Below are 21,604 nucleotides of genomic sequence, written 5' to 3' on the forward strand. Positions count from 1 at the left end.
ATGCTCGGGCACGAAAATGTCAATGTAAACATTGACGAAAGCGGTTAATGGCCGCGCCGCCGACGATATGTCACATAGGAGAAGTCGGCGCTGTCGTTGGGACCGGCAGGATGGCGGATACGGTCGACCTCGTCCCATTCGCCCTTGTCGATGTCGAAATGCGTATCCCCTTCGGGCTGGGCATGGACTTCGGTGATTTCGAGGCGATCGGCGCGATCGAGCCATTGCCGGAAGATCTCGGCGCCGCCGATTACCGCGATGTCAGTGGCCGAACGTCGCAGGGCATCCCCGCGCGCAACCGCGCCGGCGTCGGCGGCGGATGTCGTGACGATGGCCCCGTCGGCACGATAAGCCGGATCGCGCGTGATCACGATATTGGTGCGGCCCGGCAGGGGACGGCGGGGCAGCGATTCGAAGGTCTTGCGGCCCATGATCACGGGCTTGCCGATGGTCAGCGCCTTGAAGCGCGCCATGTCGGATTTCAATCGCCACGGCATCGCATTGCCCGCACCTATGACGCCGTTCTCCGCGATCGCGACGACGAACACGATCTCCATCAGGCAGAGCTCCCGGCAAGCCGCGTCAGCGCAGGCCCGGTGACGCGGCATAGCGTCCAGTCGTCCATCATGACGGCGCCGAGCGATTTGTAGAACGCGATCGACGGCGCGTTCCAGTCGAGCACCGCCCATTGCAACCGCGCCCAGCCGTTGTCGACGCATTCCTTCGCGAGATAAACCAGCAGCGCCTTGCCGAGCCCCCTGCCCCGATGCGACGGCCGCACGTAGAGATCTTCGAGATAGATGCCGTGGCGGCCGCTGAAGGTGGAGAAATTCGTGAACCAGACCGCGAAGCCGACGGCCTCACCATCCCATTCGGCGATCGCGCAATAGAGTTGCGGTCGTTCGCCGAACAGCGCGTCAGCGACGTCGGCCTCGGTCGCCTCCACCTCGTGCGAGAGCTTCTCGTACTCGGCGAGCTCGCGGATGAAGGAGAGGACGAGCCCCGCTTCTCCGGGCTGCGCACGGCGGATGGTCAACGACATCGGCGTCAGACCGCGACTTCCGCCTTGATGTGCGGATGCGGGTCGTAGCCGACGAGCTCGAAATCCTCGAAGCGGAAGGAGAAGATGTCCTTCACTTCAGGATTGATCCGCATCGCCGGCAGCGCACGCGGCGCGCGGCTGAGCTGGAGCTTTGCCTGCTCCAGATGGTTGGAATAGAGATGGGCGTCGCCGAACGTATGCACGAAGTCGCCGGGCTTCAGGCCGGTGACCTGCGCCACCATCATGGTCAGCAGCGCGTAAGAGGCGATATTGAAGGGCACGCCGAGGAAGACGTCGGCCGACCGCTGGTAGAGCTGGCACGACAGCTTGCCATTGGCGACATAGAACTGGAACAGGCAATGGCACGGCGGCAGCGCCATCTTGTCGACGTCGGCCGGATTCCACGCCGAGACGATCAGGCGGCGCGAGTCCGGATTGCGCTTGATCATGTCGACCACGTTCGCGATCTGATCGATGCTGCGGCCGTCGGGCGCGGGCCAGGAGCGCCATTGATGGCCGTAGACCGGGCCGAGATCGCCATTGGCATCCGCCCACTCGTCCCAGATCGTGACGCCGTTGTCGCGCAGATATTTGACGTTGGTGTCGCCCTTCAGGAACCACAACAGCTCATGCACGATCGCCTTCAGCGGCAGCCGCTTGGTCGTCAGCATCGGGAAGCCGGCGGACAGATTGAAGCGCATCTGGTGGCCGAACACCGAGAACGTGCCGGTGCCGGTGCGGTCGGTTTTCTCCGCGCCGTCTGAAAGAATCCGCTCGAGCAGGTCCTGATATTGGTGCATGTGCGACTATGCCTTTGGGAAGGCGGCGAACTTAGCGGCCACCCCCGCGCTGCAACAGCGGCGATTCGCTGTCCGCACCGATTATACCCGGAAAAGTGAGCGTTCCCGGCGCAAACGACAAGGGGGCGGAACCCGGTGTCCCGCCCCCTCCTATCGGCCTGATGGTGTTGCCTAATTTGCCGCCTTCAGCACCGGGCTCCACTTCGCGATCTCGTTCTTGACGAGGGTCGCCAGCGCCTCCGGCGTGCGGTCCTTTGCCGCCGGGATGACGCTGCCGAGTTCGAGCAGGCGCTTCTTCACGGTCTCGTCGTCGAGCGCCTTGATGGCGGCTGCGTTCAGGCTCGCCACGATGGCAGGCGAGGTTCCCTTGGGCGCGAACATCGCGTTCCAGGCCTGGGCCTGGAATTTCGGCAGGCCGGCTTCAGCCGTGGTCGGCACGTTCGGCAGCGACGGATTACGCTCGGCCGTGGCGATCGCATAGGCCTTGATGGTGCCGGCGTTGATCTGCGGTACGGCGTTGACGATCTGGTCGCACATGTAGTCGACCTGCCCTGCCACCAGCGCGTTCATCGCAGGTCCGGTGCCGCTGAAGGGCACGCTGACCGGCTTGACGTCGAGGATCGAGTGCAGGAGCTCGCACGAGACGTGCGAGACCGAGCCGACGCCGGCATGCGCCGCGTTCACCTTCTCGGCGTTGGCCTTCACGTAGGTCACGAACTCGTTCAAGTCCTTGGGCGGGAAATCCTTGCGCGCCAGGATCAGGATCGGCGTGCCCGCCAGCAGCGCGATCGGCTCGAAATCCTTCTCGGGATGGTAGGCGAGCTTCGGATAGAGCGGCACCGAGGCGGCATGCGTGCCCATATGCCCGGTGATCAGCGTATAGCCGTCATTGGCCGCGCGCGCGGCGCGCGTCGTGGCGGTGGTGCCGCCGGCACCGACCACGTTCTCGATGATGATGCTCTGCCCCAGCGTCTGCGCCATGTGCCCGGTGACGATGCGCGAGATCACATCGGTCGGTCCGCCGGCCGCGAACGGCACGATCATGGTGATGCTGCGGGTCGGATAAGTCTGGGCCTTTGCCGGTGCGACAAAGGCGCATAACGAGGCAAGTGCTGCGGCACATGTGCCCGAAACCAGCGTGCGAATGGTCGTCATATCGGTCCCCCGGGACAAACTAATGCCGGCAACAAAGGCCCGCATTTTCATTTCACGAAGCCGTCACACAAGTCGATTCGACTTCCGAATGCGGCGTGCCGACGCAGCTGCGCTGCGCCGGCACAGATGCGGTGCTCAATTCTCGGATTCGGTGAACACCTCGTCGCGCTTCGATCGCAGCGAAGGCAGCACGGTAAGGACGAGGAGGCTCGCCGCGACCGCCAGCAGCACTGCCGACAACGGACGCGTCAGGAACACGCTCCAATCGCCGCGCGAGATCAGCAGCGCACGGCGCAGGTTCTCCTCCATCAACGGTCCCAGCACCATGCCGAGCAGCAGAGGTGCCGGCTCGAAATCGTGCTTGATCAGCCAGTACCCGACGAGGCCGAACACGCCGGCGAGGATGACGTCGACCGGCGCGTTGTTCACCGAATAGATGCCGATCGCGCAGAAGATCACGATCGAGGGGAACATCAGCCGGTAGGGCACGCGCAGCAGCCGCACCCAGATTCCGACCAGCGGCAGGTTGATGATGATCAGCATCAGGTTGCCGATCCACATCGAGGCGATCATGCCCCAGACGAGGTCCGGCTGCTTCTGCATGACCTGCGGCCCCGGCACGATGCCGTGGATGGTCATCGCGCCCACCATCAGCGCCATCACCGCGTTCGGCGGGATGCCGAGCGTGAGCAGCGGAATGAAGGAGGTCTGCGCGGCGGCGTTGTTGGCGCTCTCCGGCCCCGCCACGCCCTCGATCGCGCCGCGGCCGAACCGCGAGGGATCCCGGGCGAGCTTCTTCTCGAGCGTATAGGCGCCGAAGGATGCAATCGTCGCACCGCCGCCGGGCAGGATACCGAGGATCGAGCCGAGCACGGTGCCGCGCAGGATCGCGGGCGTCGAGTCGGTCAGATCCTTCCTGGTCGGCATCAGGCCGGTGATCTTCTGCTGCACGAGGTCGCGGCTCATCTCGGCGCCGGCGTCGAGATTGCGGATGATCTCCGCGAAGCCGAATACGCCCATCGCCACCGTCGCAAAGCCGAGGCCGTCGGCGAGCTCCGGAATGTTGAAGGCCATGCGGGAGGCGCCGGTTTCGATGTCCGAGCCGACCATCGACAACAACAGGCCGAACACGATCATCGCGATCGCCTTCAGCACCGAGCCCTTGGCCAGCACGACCGCAAAGATGAGGCCGAGCACCATCAGCGAGAAATATTCAGCCGGACCGAACGCCAAAGCGAGCTTGGTCAGCGGCGCGCCGAGCACGGCGATGAGCACGGTCGCGACGCAGCCGGCGAAGAACGAGCCGATCGCGGCGATCGCCAGCGCCGGGCCGGCCCGGCCCTGCTTGGCCATCTGATGACCGTCGATGGCGGTCACCACCGATGTCGCCTCGCCGGGTATGTTGACGAGGATCGACGTGGTCGAGCCGCCATACTGCGCACCGTAATAGATGCCGGCCAGCATGATCAGCGCGCCGACCGGCGGCAGTCCGAAGGTGATCGGCAGCAGCATCGCGACGGTCGCGATGGTGCCGATGCCCGGGAGCACGCCGACCAGCGTTCCGACGAGAGCGCCGATCAGACACATCAAGAGATTGATCGGGGAGAACGCGACGGCGAAGCCGTGAGCGAGGTTGGCAAAAATATCCATCACGCCCTCACTGGATCAGGAAACGCGGGTACATCGGCATCGGCAGCCCGAGAATGTATGGAAACAGGATTGCGCAGCCGATCGTCAGGCAGGCGCCGACGATCAGCGCTTCCAGCCACCGCGTCTCCTGCGAGCCCGCCGCTGCGATCATGAAGCTCGTGAAGGCCGTGACCACGAGGCCAAGAGACCGGATCGACAGGGCGAAGAAGAGGATCGCGGCGACCACGAACAACGGTCCTCGCCAGGAATAATGGGCCATCGCCGGCCCATCGGTCAGAAGGCCGGTCAGGGCGATCGCTGCGGACAAGGCAACCAGCAGTCCGCCGAACATGCGCGGCGCGGTGCCGGCACCGAAGGAGAAGCCCCGCATGCCCTGCAGATCGCTTCCCGCCCACAGCGCGAACAGGGCAACCGCCATCAGGACGACGCCGCCGACATAATCCTGCGCCGACCGTACCGTCATGAACAGCGTCAGGATCGCCACGACCAGCAGCGGATAGGAATAGATCAAGGCCAGCAGCACCTCGGACGACATCTTCTTGGTGCCGCCGCCGAACGATCCGAAAATCGCACTGGGCGCGCCTGCGAGCAGCGCCGTCACGTGACTGGTGACCACAGTCCCGGGGCCGCGGCCGGTGCCCCAGCCGAAGATCGTCCCGATCGACCAGATCAATTCGAAGATCTGCGGCGCAATCGCCAGCAGACAAAAACCAAGCGCCAACCGGGTATTTCGGGTGGCCGTCGCTGAGTGGCCCATCGTGTCGGCCATGCCTGTCTCCTCCGCGACCCGTAAGTCACGAGCACTGTTGTTCTAAATCGGCTGGAACTGGATCCCCCGCCCGGAACACTGCCTAGCGATTTTCATGACACAATGCCAGCAAAACCCAACAGCCCGCCGGCAAGCAGCAGCCACAATGGATTGATGCGCGAGACGGATGCGATCACCGCAACCATTGCGGTCAGAAGCAGTGCAGCAATCGAGCGATCGGTCGACTGGGCCAGGATCAGGGCACTCGCCGCCATCAATCCGATCGAGAGCGGAACCAGTGCAGCTTGTATCAAGCCAGGCCAGCGCGACTGGCTGGGCCGATTCAGCAGCCGGCTGACATAATAGGCAAGCAGCGCCGTCGGCAGGCACATCGCCAGCGTCGCCGCCAGCGCGCCGGGGATGCCGGCGACGGCATAGCCGATTAACGTCACGATCAGAACGTTCGGACCCGGCGAGAGCTGCGCGATCGCATAGGCATCGGCGAACTGCTTGTCGGTCATCCAGTGATTCACCTCGACCGCGATGCGATGCATCTCGGGCACCGCCGCCGCGGCGCCGCCGACTGCGAACAGCGACATCAGTCCGAAGGTGGCGATCAGGGCCCAGATCGGATTGTCGGCATTCATGCTGCTACTTTCCGCCGCAGGAAATAAGTGGCGCCGATGCTCACGGGGATCGCGACCAGCAGCACCGCCTGAAGCGGCAGGCGGAGCACGCCGATGGCGAGGAACACACCGAGCATCAGGATCAGCGCGAGGAGGTCCGTCCGCTTCAGCAGCGGCGTCATCATGCGGAAGACCACCGCGATCAGGAGACCGACGGCCGCGCAGGAGATGCCGGCGAGGCTGCGGCGCAGCACGTCGAGGTCGCCAACACGGGCGTAGATGATCGCGAGAACCATCATGATCAGCGTCGGCGGCAGCAGCAGCCCGGCAAAGGCGGCAATCCCGCCGGCAATGCCGCGCAGCCTCGATCCGAACACCATCGACAGATTGACGATGTTGGGCCCGGGCAGGAAATGGCACAGCGCGAAGGTCTCGTTGAACTCGTCCGCCGTCATCCAGCGGTGCTGCTCGACGATGGCCCTCCGGGCAAACACCAGGACCCCGCCGAAACCGGCCAGCGACATCCTGGCGAAGGCCAGAAACAGTTCCAGCAGGCCGGGCGCAGCAACGCCGGGCGCCGGCGGATCCGGCAGTCGATCTGATGGTTGGCCGGCCGGTGCTGAATCCTCGGACATCTCAGAAGCTTAGACCGCCGGCGCCGATGCGGCCAAGATCAGGCCCGCCTCGGTGCGGAACCTTTCCAAAGAGAATTGGGAGACGCGTGCAAAACCCCTGTTTTTCGAAACCCTTGCCCCCTATATTGGGAGTGCCGGTTCGCCGGCTATGGAAATAAACGGTCGTCGCAATAAACCATTCGGACCCGGGGGCGGTACCCGGCGCCTCCACCAAAGCCCACCCACCGGCTATCCGGAAGCGGGCTTTGGCGGGGGCGAAATAGGATCGACGAGGGCGTAAAGGGCGTACTTTTTCCCGGTATTGTTCCGCCGTTATCGGGCTACTGCAATAGTTGCCAACGACAACTTTGCTCCGGTTGCTCAGGCTGCGTAACGCAGTTTGAAAGACCATCTTAAAGTCCTAACGGGTTAAGCTCCGTTAGGCGGGGTTCGGAGGCACCTGGCAACAGAAGCCTCCACTTGCCTTTCTTTCTTCTCCGGCGGGGACTCCTGCTGACCCGTCAGGCGCGATATTGTTGCGGCTTGGCGAGTCGAGTCGGTAGGGTCCGGCTTCGGGGACGCAACAGGACCACCATGGCGACCGATCATATCCGATACGATGTGCTGGCCCGCGACGCGCTGCGCGGCGTGCTGCGGAAGGTGCTGACCGATGCCGCGGCCCATGGCCTGCCCGGCGAGCACCATTTCTTCATCACCTTCGTATCGAAGGCCGAGGGCGTGAAGCTGTCGCCCCGGCTGCTCGCGCAATATCCGGAAGAGATGACGATCATCCTGCAGCACCAGTTCTGGGATCTGACCGTGCTCGAGGACCGCTTCGAGGTCGGGCTGTCCTTCGGCGGCATTCCGGAGCGGCTGGTGGTGCCGTTCAGCGCCATCAAGAGCTTCCTCGATCCGTCCGTGAAGTTCGGCCTCCAGTTCGACACCTCCGATGTCGCCGAGGTCGCGCCGGAGACTTTGCCGGCGGCCCCTGCCCCTTCGGCCGTAGCGGTGCCCGCCGCCACTGAAAAGGCCGAGACCGCGGAAGAGCCGACCCCGCCGAGCCAGGGCGGCGCCGAGGTGGTGCGGCTCGATCGTTTCCGCAAGAAATGATCTAGGTTGGCTTTGCAGCCGTCGCGGCGGGCCAAACTGCCTATATAGAAGAGCACATGAAGAGGCCGCGCGGCGTTTCGCGCGGCGGAATGGATGTGCTCATGGCCAAAGCTTCCCGCTCGAAGACCGCTCCTCCCGCGACCCGCACCGAGACCGACAGTTTCGGGCCCATCGAGGTCCCTGCCGATCGCTATTGGGGCGCGCAGACCGAACGCTCGCGCCAGAATTTCCGCATCGGAACGGATCGGATGCCGATCGCGCTCGTCCACGCGCTCGGCATCGTCAAGCTCGGCGCCGCGCAGTCCAATCTGGAGCTCGGCCTGCTCGACAAGCGCCGCGCCGGCGCCGTCATCCGCGCCGCACGCGAGGTGATCGAGGGCAAGCTGGACGACCATTTCCCGCTGGTCGTGTGGCAGACCGGCTCTGGCACGCAGACCAACATGAACCTCAACGAGGTGATCGCCAACCGCGCCAACGAACTGCTCGGCGGCGAGCTCGGCGCCAAGAAGCCGGTGCATCCCAACGATCACGTCAACATGAGCCAGTCGTCGAACGATTCGTTCCCGACCGCGATGCACATCGCCGCCGCAAGCCAGATCAATGCCGATCTCATCCCCGCGCTCACCGAACTGCTGCGCGCGCTGCGCAAGAAGGAGAAGGCGTTCGCAAAAATCGTCAAGATCGGCCGCACCCACACCCAGGATGCGACGCCCCTGACGCTCGGCCAGGAGTTTTCCGGCTACGCCGCGCAGGTCGAAAGCGGCATCGCCCGGCTCAAGTCCGCGGTGAAGGAGCTTTATCCGCTGGCGCAGGGCGGCACCGCCGTCGGCACCGGCCTCAATTCCAAGCCGCGCTTTGCCAAGCTGTTCGCAAGGCACGTCGCCGCGATCACGAAACTCCCGTTCACCAGCGCCGCCAACAAGTTCGAGGCGCTGGCCTCGAACGATGCCTATGTGCTGGCGCATGGCGCCATCAATTCGGTGGCGACGGGCCTGTTCAAGATCGCCAACGACATCCGCCTGCTCGGATCCGGCCCGCGCTCGGGGCTGGGCGAGCTGATCCTGCCTGAGAACGAGCCGGGCTCGTCGATCATGCCGGGCAAGGTCAACCCGACGCAGTGCGAGGCGATGACCATGGTGTGCTGCCAGGTGTTCGGCAATCACACCGCGATCACGATGGCCGGCAGCCAGGGCCATTTCGAGCTCAACGTCTACAAGCCCGTGCTGGCCTACAACATGCTGCACTCGATCCGCCTGCTGGCGGATGCGGCGCGATCCTTCACCGAGCATTGCGTCAGCGGCATCCGCGCCGACGAGAAGCGCATCGACGAGCTGATGCAGCGCTCGCTGATGCTGGTGACGGCGCTGGCCCCGAAGATCGGCTACGACAACGCCGCCAAGGTGGCCAAGACGGCCCATGCCAACGGAACCACGTTGAAGGAGGAGGCGCTGCGGCTCGGCTTCGTCTCGGCCGACGAGTTCGACCGCCTGGTGCGACCCGAGAAGATGACCAGCCCGGGATAAATTCCGAATTCCGATAGCCATCCGTAATGATACGGACCCCCTGCGCCCAGAAATGTGCGGCTTTGGGGGTGGGATTTGATTACCGTCAATGTTCCGGCGGGACGGCGTGCTACGCAACCCTTCCGCCCCCCGACGGGGCCGAATTCATCCTTTGATGGCCCAAGGGGCTGATTGACGAGGACGAGCGAATGGCGATCAAGTCTTGTAGGGCGCAACGCGGCGCCCTGTTTGTGAATGTTTCATCCCGCCTGACGAGGATCGGATGATGGAGACGCGGCATGGGGAACGTCATCAACCTGAATCGTTTCAGGAAGCGCGCCGAGCGGGAAGCCTCGGCGAAGCAGGCGGACGCCAACCGGTCGAAGTTCGGCCGCACGAAGGCGGAACGGTCGGCGGAGGAGACGCGCGCGGACAAGGCGAAGGCGCACCTGGACCGGCATCAGATCGACCGCGAGGAGCAGCCATGAAGTCGCCCGTCGTGAAGCGGTCGATCGTCGTCGCCGGGCACAAGACCAGCGTCAGCCTGGAAGAGGCGTTCTGGAACGGCATGAAGGAGATCTCCGGCCTGCGCAACATGACGTTGTCGGAGCTGGTCGGCGAGATCGACAACAACCGCCAGCAGGGCAATCTGTCGTCGGCGATCCGCCTGTTCGTCCTGGACTACTTCAAGAGCCGGGCGATGGCCGCCCAGCCGGACAAGGTCCCGGCCCAATAGCCAGCTCTCGGGGGCGCCTGCGAGGCGCCCCGCGATCCGCGCTCTTTAAAATTACTCTAAGGTGCGGTTTCGGCGAGCGCCCGCGCTTGACCTCAATGCCTTGCGTTGAAAATACAGGGCATGACCGACACCAACGACACGCGCCCGCACATGCCGCTCGGCCTGGCCCAGCGCGGCTATTCCGGCGTCATCCAGCACCTGTCCGCTAGCCAGGCGGGCTCGGCGCTTTCGGACATCGAGCTCGAGAGCCGCCTGATCGAACTCGGCTTCGTCGAGGGCGCCCGGGTCGAGGTGCTGCACGAGGGGCTGGTCGGGCGCGATCCGATTGCGGTGCGGGTCGACAGCATCACGATCGCGGTCCGCCGCCGCGAAGCCATGGCGGTCATCGTCGCTTAGCCTGCGGCCGGACGCCTCATCACAAGCCGTTTGCCAGGCCTTGATCCCATGGAATTACCCCTGCTGCATCTCGCCCTGGTCGGCACGCCAAACAGCGGCAAGACATCGCTGTTCAACGCCCTGACCGGCAGCCGGCAGAAGGTCGCGAACTATCCCGGCGTTACCGTCGAGCGCAAGGAAGGCTTCTTCGTCACCCCCCTGGGGCGCCAGGTCTCGGTGGTCGACCTGCCCGGCACCTATTCGCTGCGCGGCCGCAGCCCGGACGAGGAGATCACCCGCGACTTCGTGCTCGGCAAGGCCTCCGGCGAGACCGTGCCCGATCTCGTGCTGTGCGTGGCCGATTCGACCAATCTGCGGCTGACTATCCGCCTGCTGCTCGAGCTCAAGCGCACCGGCCGGCCGATGGTCCTCGTGCTCAACATGTTCGACATCGCGGCCCGCCGCGGCATCAATGTCGACGTCGAGCGCCTCGCCAAGGAGCTCGGCCTGCCCGTGGTCACCTCGATCGCGGTGCGCAAGGGCGGCACGGCCGAGCTCTTGAAGCTGACCGACGAGATCTCGGCAAAGCTCGCCGCCGAGGCCGAGGCGAACAGCTGGCGCGCGCTCAGCGTCGCCGAATTGCGCGCGACCCAGCGCGAGGCCGACCGCATCATTGCCGACTGCGTCAGCCTGCCTGCGAGACCGGACACCTGGACCGCGCGGATCGACGCGGTCGTGCTGCATCCCGTCGGCGGTCTCGTCGTGCTGACGCTGATCCTGTTCGTGATGTTCCAGGCGGTGTTCGCCTGGGCGCAACCGGCAATGGACCTGCTCAAGTCCGGCTTCGACGCGCTCGGCGAGCTCGTGCACGCCACCCTGCCCGAGGGCCTCCTGCAGAGCTTCCTGGAGAACGGCGTGATCTCGGGCGTCGGCAGCGTCATCGTGTTCCTGCCGCAGATCATCCTGATCTTCCTGTTCATCCTGCTGCTGGAAGATTTCGGCTACATGGCGCGCGCCGCGTTCCTGATGGACCGCATCATGGGCGGCGCCGGCCTGCACGGCCGCGCCTTCATTCCGCTGCTGTCGAGCTTTGCCTGCGCCATCCCCGGCATCATGGCGACGCGCGTGATCGACAACAAGCGCGACCGGCTGACCACGATCCTGATCGCGCCGCTGATGACCTGCTCGGCGCGCATTCCGGTCTACACGCTGATCATCTCCGCCTTCATTCCGGCGAAGGAGATCTGGGGCTTCATCAATCTGCAGGGCCTCGTGATGTTCGGCCTCTACGCCGCCGGCATCGCCAGCGCGCTGATCGTCTCGTTCCTGATCAAGTTCTTCATGCTGCGCGACTTTGCGCCGGCGCCGTTCATGCTGGAGCTGCCGGACTACAAGATGCCGCGGCTGAAATCGATCGCGATCGGCATCTACACCCGCGCCAAGATGTTCCTGGTGCGCGCCGGCACCACCATCTTCTCGATGATGGTGCTGATCTGGTTCCTGGCCTCGTTCCCGCAGCCGCCGGCGGGCGCCACCGGGCCCGCGATCGACTTCAGCCTGGCGGCGATGATCGGCAAGGCGCTCGAGCCGCTGCTGGCGCCCGTCGGCTTCAACTGGCAGATCGCGGTCGCGCTGATCCCGGGCATGGCGGCGCGCGAGGTCGCGGTCGCAGCGCTCGGCACCGTCTACGCGATCGAAGGCGGCCAGGAAGCGTCCGAGCAGATCGGCCAGGTGCTGGCGACGAAATGGTCGCTCGCCACCGCACTGTCGATGCTGGCCTGGTACATCTTCGCCCCGCAATGCGCATCCACCCTGGCCGTGATCCGGCGCGAGACCGGCAGCTGGGCCTGGATGGGTGTGACCTTCACCTACATGCTGGCGCTGGCCTATGCGGCGAGCCTTTTGACCTACAACGTCGCCGTCGCGATGGGGGCGGGTTAGACCCCTGAAGCCAAAACTGAGAAAACAACCCCATGCACAGTAGACGGGGTCAGTGAAATCAATGGCTTGAGTCGGGCGCGAAAATCATCCGACCGAAACTCCGCCCCGGTTGCTCCGTCGGGCGACACAGGGGGATGATGACATCCTCGGCCGCAAACGATGGCGGCATGAACGACGACACGCGACCGAAGCAACCGCGATGACGCACATCGGCCTGTCCGAGCTCGCCCTGCCATCCCTCATCGGCATCGTGAACGTCGCAAACGGCGCATCGCGCCCCGTGCTGGAGAAATCGGATTACCTGGTCGAGCGGAGCACGAACCGTCATGGCAACGACGTCGTGATCTACCGCATCCGCCGCCGAACGCCGCAATGACAGGATTGGAGCACGTTGACCGCCGGACTGTGTTCAATTTTGAACCGACATTGCTGCCGCGGCGGCATGTACCCACAGCCAGACAAGCCCCGGCGGCCGGGAACCGGCTCGCTGCTCAAGAGTTCCTTGTACGGACCTATTTTGGTCCCGGCCCCAGCCTCTCGACGCCTGGGGCCTAGTGCTCTTCCGACATGTGCTGAGGGGGTTCAATGACCGATCCATCAGGGGCTGCTTCGGCCAGTTCCCTCAAGGATTTGCCGAGAATTTCAACGGGCAGCGAAGGTCTGGACGACATCCTGGGCGGCGGCTTGGACCCCAACCGGATGTATCTCTACGAGGGACGTCCGGGCACCGGCAAGACCACGATCGCGCTGCAATTCCTTCTCCGGGGCGCGCGCGACGGCGAACGTGTGCTCTATATCTCCCTCTCCGAGACGCGGCGGGAGCTCGAGCTTGTCGCGCATCGGCACGGCTGGTCTCTGCAAGGCGTGGACATCTTCGAGCTGGTCCCGCCGGAGACGACACTCGACCCCGATCGGGAGCTCACGGTCTTCCATCCTGCCGAGATGGAGCTCAGCGAAACGACCGGCCTCATCTTCAAGGAGGTCGAGCGGCTCAATCCCACCCGCGTCGTGCTCGACAGCCTGTCCGAGCTGCGCCTGCTGGCCCAAAACCCGCTTCGCTACCGCCGCCAGGTGCTGGCCTTGAAGCACTTCTTCACCAACCGCAATTGCACCGTCGTGCTGCTCGACGATCTGTCCTCCTCCCAGGACGATCTGCAGCTGCATTCGATCGCACACGGCGTCGTCATGCTCGAGCAACTCGCGATCGACTACGGCGCGGAGCGGCGCCGGCTTCGCGTGATCAAGATGCGCGGCATTCGATTCCGCGGCGGATACCACGATTTTACAATTTCAGCAGGGGGCCTGCGCATCTTCCCGCGGCTCGTCGCGGCCGAGCATCACAAGGCGTTCCCCGGCGAGTCCATGTCCAGTGGAAACGCCGAGCTCGATCGGCTCCTCGGAGGCGGGATCGAGCGCGGCACCAACATGCTCCTGCTCGGCTCTGCCGGCGTGGGGAAGTCGTCGCTCGCGCTCGCCTATGCCATCGCTGGGGCCGAACGCGGCGAGCACGCCGTTTTCTTCGCGTTCGACGAGGGCCGGGGAACGATCGAAGCGCGGGCGCGGACGCTCGGCCTGCCTCTGCAAAAGCACCTCGATTCCGGCAAAATCCGGTTTCAACAAGTCGATCCCGCCGAATTGTCGCCCGGCGAGTTCGCATCGACGCTGCGTCATAGCGTCGAGGTCGACGGCGCCCGCATCGTCGTCATCGACAGCCTGAACGGCTATTTGAACGCGATGCCGGACGAGCGCTTTCTCGTGCTGCAGATGCATGAATTGCTCAGCTATCTGGCGCAGCAGGGCGTGCTCACGATCTTGATCCTCGCGCAGCATGGAATCGTGGGCCCGATGGATACGCCGCTCGACCTCAGCTATTTGAGCGATGCGGTGCTGATGTTGCGCTATTTCGAGTTCGGCGGAACGGTGCGGCGCGCTCTGTCCGTCGTTAAGAAGCGCAGCGGCAACCATGAGCACACCATCCGCGAGTTCCGGCTCGGCAACACCGGAATCAAGCTCGGCCCGCCGCTTCAGGATTTCAGCGGCATCTTTTCCGGCAATCCGCATTTTACCGGCACGGCACTCCCGGAAGGACCGATCGAATGAACGCGGCTCGCGATGGCCGCGTCCTCATATTCGCCCCGATCGGACGCGACGGGCCGACATCAGCCGAGCTCTTCCGCAGCTCCCATCTGGAAGCGGTGAACTGTCGAAGCCTGCCCGAACTCGTCAGCGCGATGAGCGAAGGCGTCGGCACCGTCTTTCTCGCCGAGGAAGGACTGTTCGGAAAGGACACGGCGCCGCTGGCACAATGGATCGCGGCGCAACCGCCGTGGTCCGACCTCCCCTTTGTCGTCCTCACCAGCCATCGAGAGCAGCCGGCTGTGGTTGCGTGGCGACGCAGCATCGTCGAACTTCTCCGCAACGTTTCGCTGCTCGAGCGTCCGGTTCAGCCGATCACGCTGACCAGCGCGGTTCAATCCGCGATGAGGGCGCGGCGGCGCCAATACGAGATCCGGGCTCTGCTGCAGGCCCGCGAGGAGACGGCGCAGGAGCTCGAGAAGCTGGTGGTCGAGCGCACGCGCGAGTTGAAGGAAGCCAACGAGCAGCTTCGCCTCGAAATGAACGAACGCGCGCGCGTCGAGGAGACGCTTCGCCAGGCCCAGAAGATCGAGGCGATCGGCCAGCTCACCGGCGGCGTCGCGCACGACTTCAACAATCTGCTGATGGTGATTTCCGGCGGCCTCGACATGCTTGATCGCCAGACCGATCCCAGCCGGCGCCGGCGTCTCATGGACGGGATGATCCAGGCGGCGCAGCGCGGCGCCAGCCTGACCAAGCAGCTGCTGGCGTTCTCCCGCCGGCAGACGCTCAGGCCGCAGCCCGTCGACGTCGCCGCGCAAATCGGAGGCATGCGCGAGCTGCTCGATCGCAGCCTGCGGGGCGACGTCCATGTCGAGTTCGACTTCCCGGATTCGTTGTGGCCGGTGGAGGTCGATCCCGGAGAGCTCGAGCTGGTCATTCTCAATCTGGCGGTCAACGCCCGCGACGCCATGCCCAATGGCGGCACCATCGTGGTCCGCGGCGAGAACCTGCCCGACCTGAACGACGAGGAGATCGCAGGCGACTATGTCCGGCTGTCGGTGATCGATACCGGGATCGGCATGCCGGCGGAGATCCTGTCGCGTGTTTTCGAGCCGTTCTTCACCACCAAGGACGTCGGCAAAGGGTCCGGACTTGGGCTGGCGCAGGTCCACGGCTTTGCAACGCAGTCGCGGGGCACCGTCCGAATTCAATCGGAAGTCGGCCGCGGCACCAGCATCGAGTTGTACCTGCCGCGATCGTTCGATGTTCCTTCGAGCGAGCGGCACCTCATCGACCTCACCAGAGTGCGACCCAAGCGGAGCAATCAGGGTCGCGTCTTGCTGGTTGAGGACGATGACGAGGTTGCCTCGCTCGTGAGCGAGATGCTCGGCCAGCTCGGTTACGACGTGACCCGCGCCGGCAGTGCCGCAGCGGCGCTGGGGGCCCTGGCAGACGGCCGTTCCATCGACCTGATCTTCTCGGACATCATGATGCCGGGTGGCATGAATGGGGTCGAGCTCGCGCGAGAGATCAAGAAAAGAAGAAACGACATTCCGGTGCTGTTGACCAGCGGTTACGCCGAGGCCTCGTTCCACGAAGCAGAGACGGCGGGTATCCGAATCCTCGCAAAACCCTATCGCATCGACGAGCTGGCCGCGGCTCTGAGTGCCTTGCGACCGAGTGTGCGGCTTGGTCTGGAGTCCCAGCGCTCAGGCTCTTGCTGACGGCGCAAGGACCCGCGATTGGCGATAGCGAGTCCTACCGGAAATACCCGAGCACGAGGTCGACGTCGGCGCTGCGGGCCACCGTGCCGGTCAGCTCGGCGTCGATGACGCGGCGACAGGCTTCGATCGCGGCGTGGTCGCCGAGATCATTGGCGGCTTCGAGCACGAGCCAGGCCGCGTCGACCGAGGCCTTGTCCGGTGCTCCGCCGCCGAGATCGCCGGGGGCGGCGCTGTTGAGATTCTTCTTGCGAACGGCGGTGCCGAATTGAGGCAACATTGCAGATACTCCCCTGTCCTTCATGTACCTGTCAGTGAACTTGGAGCTCGGGCTGACGGCCCGCATCGGCACCCGCGCCGGTCTTGCGCGACTGGTAGAACTTCAAGATGCTGCGCGAGGTCTCGATCTTGAGCCGACCATATTCGCGCTCGTTGTCCTGGAGCTCGCGCGCCGTGATCAGATGATCCTTGGCGCCGAGGAAGAGCAGTGACATCGTCGTATCCCAGGAGAAGTCGAGCGCCTTGCACAGGACCAGGATCATCTCGCGATTGCGGTCCATCAGCGCGCGCTCGATCACGTCGACCGGCAACGACGAGAGCAGCGACAGGCCGATCTGGACCTCGTCGAAACGGTGCTGGCGGGCATAGTTCGAAATCGAATCCTGGTTGAGATTGCCTTGGCGGTATTGCGTCGTGACCACGCGCTTGGCGACGAAATAGCTGCGCGAGGACGGACCGAACTTGGACTGAAGGTCGCCGGTGACCTCCGTCACCGAGCTCTGGATCTGCGCCATCATCTCGGGCCGCTCGGTCTCGAGGCGGCGGCGGACGTCTTCCGAGGCCTTCGAGATCAGCTGTTGGAAGATATGGCGCGGCACGTCCTTGCGCAGGCCGAGCTGCTCGGCGAGGATCGAATCGCCCTCGGCGCGGCGGACCATGTGCAACAGGCCCGAGCCGGAGAAGCGCGCGCCCTCGTTCTTCGCGACCGACGTCACGACCTCCTGGTTGCCGCGCTTGACCAGCACGTCGGTCACGGCCTCGCCGATCGACTTGCGCTGGGCGATCGCGAGCAGATGCGACTGGCCCTTGGTCATGGCGCTCTCCACCAGCATCCTGTCGTCGATGCGATTGGAATCGCGCAGCACGGGACCGGCGACCGCGATCTCGTCGTCGAGGGCGAGCTTCTCGATGACGTTCAGGGGCGCGTGATCGCACGCCGACATCACCTCCGACAGCTGCGTTCGCGCCGCGACCTCGATCTCTTCGGCGAGCCGGCCGATCACCTCGCCGAACGTGCTGATCTCGTCGTCGCTGTAGCGGCCGGTGATCAGAATGTCGGTCGCATGCCACAACGCCTTCGCCCGGCTTTCCTCGGTGCCGCGCGCGATCGCGTCGTCCAGATCCTGCAGAAGCGATTTCGCCCCGTTCATCTCGATCACCCCAGTTCTTGGTCGTTCTCTTGCGGACCGTTGCGCCGCAATCGACGCGACGCCGAGTTCCTCTGGAACCGAAGCTAGGGAAGAAACGCGAGAATTCAGTAAAATCGGCAAATCAGTTTTGCCGGGCAAAATTCATTCAAATGCGAGGGAATGGGTTAAGGGGCGGGAGAAGAAGGACGGTGCGCTCCCTCGCCCGCTTGCGACCCGCTTGCGGGAGAGGGTTGGGGAGAGGGTGTCTCCGCAACGGGACAATCCCTTAGAGGAGAAAGCCCTCACCCGCGCCTTCGGCGCGACCTCTCCCGCAAGCACGCGGGGGAGGTAAGCAAACTCGCGGCCCGGTCCGAGCAAACCAGAAGCGCCCTCATGGGTTTTGCGGCGTCAGCACCAGCGGGGGCTTTGGCTTCGGCTTGGCCGGCGGCGGGCCCGGGGCAGGCTTGACGTCGATGGCCGGCGGCAGCGGCGCGAGCTGCTGGCTCGCGAGCGGCGGGCTTGTGAGTGAAGGACTCGTGAGTGAAGGGCTCGGGGCAGCGGGAGCCGCTTGCGGCGGTCTCGGCGTCGGCGCAGCCTTTGGCTTTGCGGGCGGGCGGCGCGGATCCTGGCCGGGCAGCGGCACATGCGCGGGCGCCAGCTCGGGCGTCGGATCCGGAGACACCAGCGTCGGCAGCGCCGCGGTCGCTGGCGGCGGCTCGCCGCGTTCGATCGCGTCGAGCCGGCGCGTCTCGCGGTCGATCGTGCGCACCGCAAGCCAGGACGACAGCGGCGCCAGATCGATGGTGCGGTTGAGCTTGTCGGGCGGACCCGCGGCGAACAGCTGAATCTCCGGCGGGGCGCCGGAGAGGCCGGTCATGATCGGCGTCAGGCTGGCGCGGATGTCGGCCTGGTCGGCGGGAATGTCGTAGCCGCCGGAGACGATGGCCCGGGCATTCTTCGCTTCCAGCGGCGTCGCGCCGACGCGCAAGCGTCCGTCGCGGATCGTGAAGGGAATCTGGGCCGACGCCACCGCGATCGGTGCGGCGGCAAGCGCGGGCTCGACCAGCTGCCGCAAGCGGTTGTCGTCGGCGACCTGGCCGCCGTCGCTGGCGCGGATCGCGATCTCGAAGGCGCGCGGATTGAGGCCGCCGATTTCCGCGGCCTCCAGCGTCACCGTGCCGTTGCCGGCGAGCGCGCCGGTCAGCGCCGCGACGCTGCGGCCCTGGCTGGTCAGCGCCATCTGCACCGAGGCGCGTCCCTTCGGCAGCGCAAGCTCGCGGTAGCGCAGCGCCGCCGCATCGACATTGGCGAGCTCGATGCGCGCATTCACAGCGAGGCCATTGGCGCTGTTGCGCGCGTCGAAGCTCGCCGACATCTCGCCGCCGCCGAGCGTGCCCTTGAGCCCATCGAGCGCGAACGACTGGCCGTCGCCGCGGAGCGTGCCGCCGAACGGACGCAGCTCGATGCCGCCGGGCAAGGTCCCGCGCAACGCCTGGAAGGCGATGCGGCCGCGCCAGCCGGTGACGAGCCCAGCGCTGAGCGGCTCGCTCGCATCACGCCCGGCTGCGCCAACCGCCAGCGCGAGCGCCGGCGCAAGATCGAGCGTATCGAGACCGACTTCGCCGTCGACGCTTCTGTCGGAATCCAGCATCACCGCCAGATGGCCGCGCAGATGCGCGCCGGCCGCATTGCCGTCGAGATCGTCGAAGGTCAGCCGATTGCCCGTCAGCGTAAGGCGGGAGGACAGGCTGACGTTCTGCACCGATTTGTCGGTCCGGCTGGTCCCGAGCAGCGGCGCCAGATTGACGTTGCGCACGCGCAAGTTCACGCTGCCCTTCGGCTCCGACAATTCGACACTGCCCTGCGCGTCGGCATCCAGCCCGCCGCCGCTCAGCTTCGCGCTCAGTTGCAGCGGCCGCCGCCAGGCGCCGGTCAGCTTGCCCTCCAGCTGCGAAGCGCCCTCGCCTGCGGCCACCATGCGATCGAGCCCGAGCAGCGCCAGGAGAGCCCCCGCCTGCGGCGTCGACACTTTCGAGTCCAGCGTGAAGTCGCTGCTGCGCAGACGCTCCAGGTCGATGCCGCCGATCGCGGCAGCCGGCGTCTGCGCAGCCAGCGCCGCGGTCGCCTTGAGCTGCGGCGCATCGAGCTCGAGCACGGCGCGGGCATTGCTGCGATCGGCATGCTCGGCGTTCTTGTCGAGGCTGAGATCGAGCTTGAGGCGGGTCGCGCCCGATGCAGCCGGGATGGCATCGAGGCGCGCGCGCAGCGCGGGCACAAACGGCTCGATCAGCGCAGTGAGCTCGCGCAGCGAATTGGCCGAGGATTGCAGCGCGAGCTTGCCGGTGGTCCTGGCGCGGTCGAAGCTGCCGCTCGCCACGGTGGTCACGCCGCCGGCCTGGCCGAAGCGCAGCTGCTCCAGCGACAGCGAGGCGGGGCCGTAAGCGAGCTTGGCAGTGAACGGACGCAGCTCCTGCCCGGCGGAAATCGCGCGGCCGATATCGAGCGAGAGCTTGGCTTCCTCCGGCCACTCGCCCTGCGGTCCCGCGAGCGCGCGCACGAAGCTTGCGGCGGAATCGAGATCGAGCCGATCGGCCTTGAGGTCGGCGTCGATCCGCGAGCCCTTGCTCGCGCCTGTCTGCACGAAGGCGATGCGGCCTTCGACGGTGCCGCCTTCGATGTCGGCCTTCAGCCGGTCGATGGCGAGATGGTTGGCGGCGATCGTGACCTCGCCGGCGAGGCGCAGCGGCCGCGTGCTGCGGCGGTTGACCTCGCTGCGGCCCTGGAGCCAGGCCACAAGCGTGTCGGGATCGGAGGATTCGACGCTGAGACGGCCGCTGAAACTGTCAGCGCCGGGCGTTGCGCCGTTGAGCGAGAGCTGCGTCATGCCGGGCGCGCGCAGCTCGAGGCGCTGGAAGGTCCAGGACCGTCCGTCGGTCTGGAGCTCGGTCGTGATGTTCTGCAGCGGACGGCCGCCGAGCATGATCTGGTCGGAGTTGAACTCGATCTGGGCGGGGATCGGCGCCTGCGGAATGGCGGCGAGCCCCGCGCGCAGCGCCGGCAGGACGCGGAGCGGCTCGGCATCGTCCTTGTCCGTATTCTTGGCGGCGAGCCTGTCGGCATCGACCTGGCGCGCCGACAGCACCGCGCGCAGCAGCGGCGAGGCGCCGAATTTGAGGTCGCCGACGCCGCCGAGCTTCAGCGCGCTGTCCTCTGGGCCGAAGCTCGCGTCGATCTGCTCGAACTTCGCCCCGGCCGGATCCGCCTTGAGCCTGGTCGTCAGCTTCCAGGGGGCCGGCCCGGCCGCGCCGGCCTTCTTGACCGCCGGCACCGCCAGCGTCAGCGCGCCGTCGAATTTCGGCAGGCGGTTGTCGAAGGCGAGCACGCCTTCGAGATCGGCGAGGATGGCGCGCTCGCCGGGATCGATGTTGAGGTGGAGACGGGTGGCGTTGCCGTCGGCGCTCGGGCCGGACGAGACGCGGAACGGATAGCGCACCCCGTTGGCGGTGAAGCCGCCATCGCCGCGCACCGAGCCCGCGAGCGAGCGGACGTCACCGGAAAAGGTGATGTCGTTCAGCTCCAGCGTCGAGCGGCTGGCGGCATCGTGCAGGGCGATGCGGCCGGTGAGATTGAGCCGCTCGATCGCGAGCGAGGCCAGATTGAAGGTGCCGCTCGCGGTGGAGGGCAGATCGACCCTCCCACGCGCATCGAGGCCGAGATCGACCGCCATGCCGCCCACCGAAAGCTCGGTGGCGCGCCATTCGCCGCGCATCAGCGAGCTAAGGCTGAACTCGACGTCGAGCTTGTCGGCGCGCAGGCGGCCGAGATCGTTGTTGCCGCCGAAGGTGACCTGGCGCAGCCGCAGCGTCGGCGCCGGCAGGAGCCGCGCGTCGAGCTCGCCCGCGACCCGCACCGGCACGCCGATGATCTTGCCGGCCTCCGCCTCGAACTGGGGCCTGAACTGGTTCCAGTCGACGTAGTAAGGCCCGATCAGCGCGGCCAGCAGCGCAATGATGAAGGCAATCGCCAATCCGAGCAGCGTCGTCTGCACGGGTCTCCCCTCGGCCAAACCGGCACCCGGACCAAACCCTGGCCTTCA

At 65.8% G+C, this 21,604-nt stretch carries 19 protein-coding genes, 1 other RNA gene and 1 pseudogene; 10 read left to right on the plus strand and 11 right to left on the minus strand.

Translation table 11 applies throughout. From position 1 onward, the window contains the following. Window positions 1-44: 44 nt before the first annotated feature. The 8 genes from DCM80_RS01505 to DCM80_RS01540 all read right to left on the minus strand — a co-directional run bounded on the left by DCM80_RS01505 (window position 45) and on the right by DCM80_RS01540 (window position 6,656). Window positions 45-557, minus strand: a complete 513-nt coding sequence (locus tag DCM80_RS01505; protein WP_257195418.1) for a dihydrofolate reductase — start codon at window positions 555-557, stop codon at window positions 45-47. Next, complete coding sequence (locus DCM80_RS01510; protein WP_257195419.1) at window positions 557-1,042, minus strand: GNAT family N-acetyltransferase; 486 nt, start codon at window positions 1,040-1,042, stop codon at window positions 557-559. Before DCM80_RS01510 ends, DCM80_RS01505 begins: the two co-directional genes overlap by 1 nt. A gap of 5 nt (window positions 1,043-1,047) precedes the next feature. After that, a complete protein-coding gene (locus DCM80_RS01515) occupies window positions 1,048-1,842 on the minus strand; it encodes a thymidylate synthase (protein WP_257176026.1) in 795 nt (264 codons plus the stop codon). Between the two features lie 171 nt (window positions 1,843-2,013). After that, window positions 2,014-2,997 carry a tripartite tricarboxylate transporter substrate binding protein BugD gene (locus DCM80_RS01520; RefSeq protein ID WP_028137999.1) on the minus strand — a complete coding sequence of 328 codons (984 nt, stop codon included), beginning with the start codon at window positions 2,995-2,997 and terminating at the stop codon, window positions 2,014-2,016. A 135-nt stretch (window positions 2,998-3,132) separates the two neighbouring features. Then, window positions 3,133-4,647 carry a tripartite tricarboxylate transporter permease gene (locus DCM80_RS01525; RefSeq protein ID WP_028138000.1) on the minus strand — a complete coding sequence of 505 codons (1,515 nt, stop codon included), beginning with the start codon at window positions 4,645-4,647 and terminating at the stop codon, window positions 3,133-3,135. 7 nt (window positions 4,648-4,654) lie between these two features. Further along, window positions 4,655-5,416 (minus strand): tripartite tricarboxylate transporter TctB family protein, encoded by a 762-nt coding sequence (locus tag DCM80_RS01530; protein WP_257195420.1) that lies wholly within the window; start codon window positions 5,414-5,416, stop codon window positions 4,655-4,657. 92 nt (window positions 5,417-5,508) lie between these two features. Beyond that, a complete protein-coding gene (locus tag DCM80_RS01535; protein WP_257195421.1) occupies window positions 5,509-6,042 on the minus strand; it encodes a chromate transporter in 534 nt (177 codons plus the stop codon). After that, a complete protein-coding gene (locus DCM80_RS01540; protein WP_257195422.1) occupies window positions 6,039-6,656 on the minus strand; it encodes a chromate transporter in 618 nt (205 codons plus the stop codon). Before DCM80_RS01540 ends, DCM80_RS01535 begins: the two co-directional genes overlap by 4 nt. A gap of 94 nt (window positions 6,657-6,750) precedes the next feature. Here DCM80_RS01540 and ssrA point away from each other — a divergent pair. From ssrA to DCM80_RS01590, 10 genes and pseudogenes are all read left to right on the plus strand, one after another. Continuing rightward, window positions 6,751-7,116, plus strand: a transfer-messenger RNA (tmRNA) gene (gene ssrA / locus DCM80_RS01545). A 113-nt stretch (window positions 7,117-7,229) separates the two neighbouring features. Then, window positions 7,230-7,745 carry an SspB family protein gene (locus tag DCM80_RS01550; protein ID WP_028138004.1) on the plus strand — a complete coding sequence of 172 codons (516 nt, stop codon included), beginning with the start codon at window positions 7,230-7,232 and terminating at the stop codon, window positions 7,743-7,745. 89 nt (window positions 7,746-7,834) lie between these two features. Continuing rightward, window positions 7,835-9,268 (plus strand): class II fumarate hydratase, encoded by a 1,434-nt coding sequence (fumC, locus tag DCM80_RS01555; protein ID WP_257197853.1) that lies wholly within the window; start codon window positions 7,835-7,837, stop codon window positions 9,266-9,268. 278 nt (window positions 9,269-9,546) lie between these two features. Then, window positions 9,547-9,735, plus strand: coding sequence for a DUF4169 family protein (locus tag DCM80_RS01560; protein WP_135162941.1), 189 nt, complete (start codon window positions 9,547-9,549; stop codon window positions 9,733-9,735). After that, window positions 9,732-9,983: a ribbon-helix-helix domain-containing protein gene (locus tag DCM80_RS01565; RefSeq protein ID WP_025038043.1), complete on the plus strand. Its 252-nt coding sequence runs from the start codon at window positions 9,732-9,734 to the stop codon at window positions 9,981-9,983. The genes DCM80_RS01560 and DCM80_RS01565 overlap by 4 nt, the downstream gene beginning before the upstream one ends. Window positions 9,984-10,103: 120 nt before the next feature. Beyond that, window positions 10,104-10,379, plus strand: a complete 276-nt coding sequence (locus DCM80_RS01570) for a FeoA family protein (protein WP_028138007.1) — start codon at window positions 10,104-10,106, stop codon at window positions 10,377-10,379. A gap of 48 nt (window positions 10,380-10,427) precedes the next feature. Next, on the plus strand, window positions 10,428-12,299 hold the full coding sequence (locus DCM80_RS01575) for a ferrous iron transporter B (protein WP_257195423.1): 1,872 nt from the start codon (window positions 10,428-10,430) through the stop codon (window positions 12,297-12,299). Between the two features lie 190 nt (window positions 12,300-12,489). Further along, window positions 12,490-12,675 (plus strand): annotated as a pseudogene (locus tag DCM80_RS01580) (N-acetyltransferase); the annotation flags it as partial. 209 nt (window positions 12,676-12,884) lie between these two features. Continuing rightward, window positions 12,885-14,399 carry an ATPase domain-containing protein gene (locus tag DCM80_RS01585; RefSeq protein WP_257195424.1) on the plus strand — a complete coding sequence of 505 codons (1,515 nt, stop codon included), beginning with the start codon at window positions 12,885-12,887 and terminating at the stop codon, window positions 14,397-14,399. Continuing rightward, on the plus strand, window positions 14,396-16,102 hold the full coding sequence (locus tag DCM80_RS01590) for an ATP-binding protein (RefSeq protein WP_257195425.1): 1,707 nt from the start codon (window positions 14,396-14,398) through the stop codon (window positions 16,100-16,102). Before DCM80_RS01585 ends, DCM80_RS01590 begins: the two co-directional genes overlap by 4 nt. A 34-nt stretch (window positions 16,103-16,136) precedes the next feature. Here the strand turns inward: DCM80_RS01590 and DCM80_RS01595 are convergent, their stop codons facing one another. The 3 genes from DCM80_RS01595 to DCM80_RS01605 all read right to left on the minus strand — a co-directional run bounded on the left by DCM80_RS01595 (window position 16,137) and on the right by DCM80_RS01605 (window position 21,556). Further along, window positions 16,137-16,379, minus strand: coding sequence for a hypothetical protein (locus DCM80_RS01595; RefSeq protein WP_028138011.1), 243 nt, complete (start codon window positions 16,377-16,379; stop codon window positions 16,137-16,139). A gap of 31 nt (window positions 16,380-16,410) precedes the next feature. Beyond that, a complete protein-coding gene (locus DCM80_RS01600) occupies window positions 16,411-17,529 on the minus strand; it encodes a DUF2336 domain-containing protein (RefSeq protein WP_257176035.1) in 1,119 nt (372 codons plus the stop codon). Between the two features lie 370 nt (window positions 17,530-17,899). Then, window positions 17,900-21,556 carry an AsmA-like C-terminal region-containing protein gene (locus tag DCM80_RS01605; protein WP_257195426.1) on the minus strand — a complete coding sequence of 1,219 codons (3,657 nt, stop codon included), beginning with the start codon at window positions 21,554-21,556 and terminating at the stop codon, window positions 17,900-17,902. Window positions 21,557-21,604: the final 48 nt, after the last annotated feature.

This window comes from Bradyrhizobium sp. WBOS08 (assembly GCF_024585125.1).
In the GTDB taxonomy this organism is placed as follows: Bacteria; Pseudomonadota; Alphaproteobacteria; order Rhizobiales; family Xanthobacteraceae; genus Bradyrhizobium; species Bradyrhizobium japonicum_B.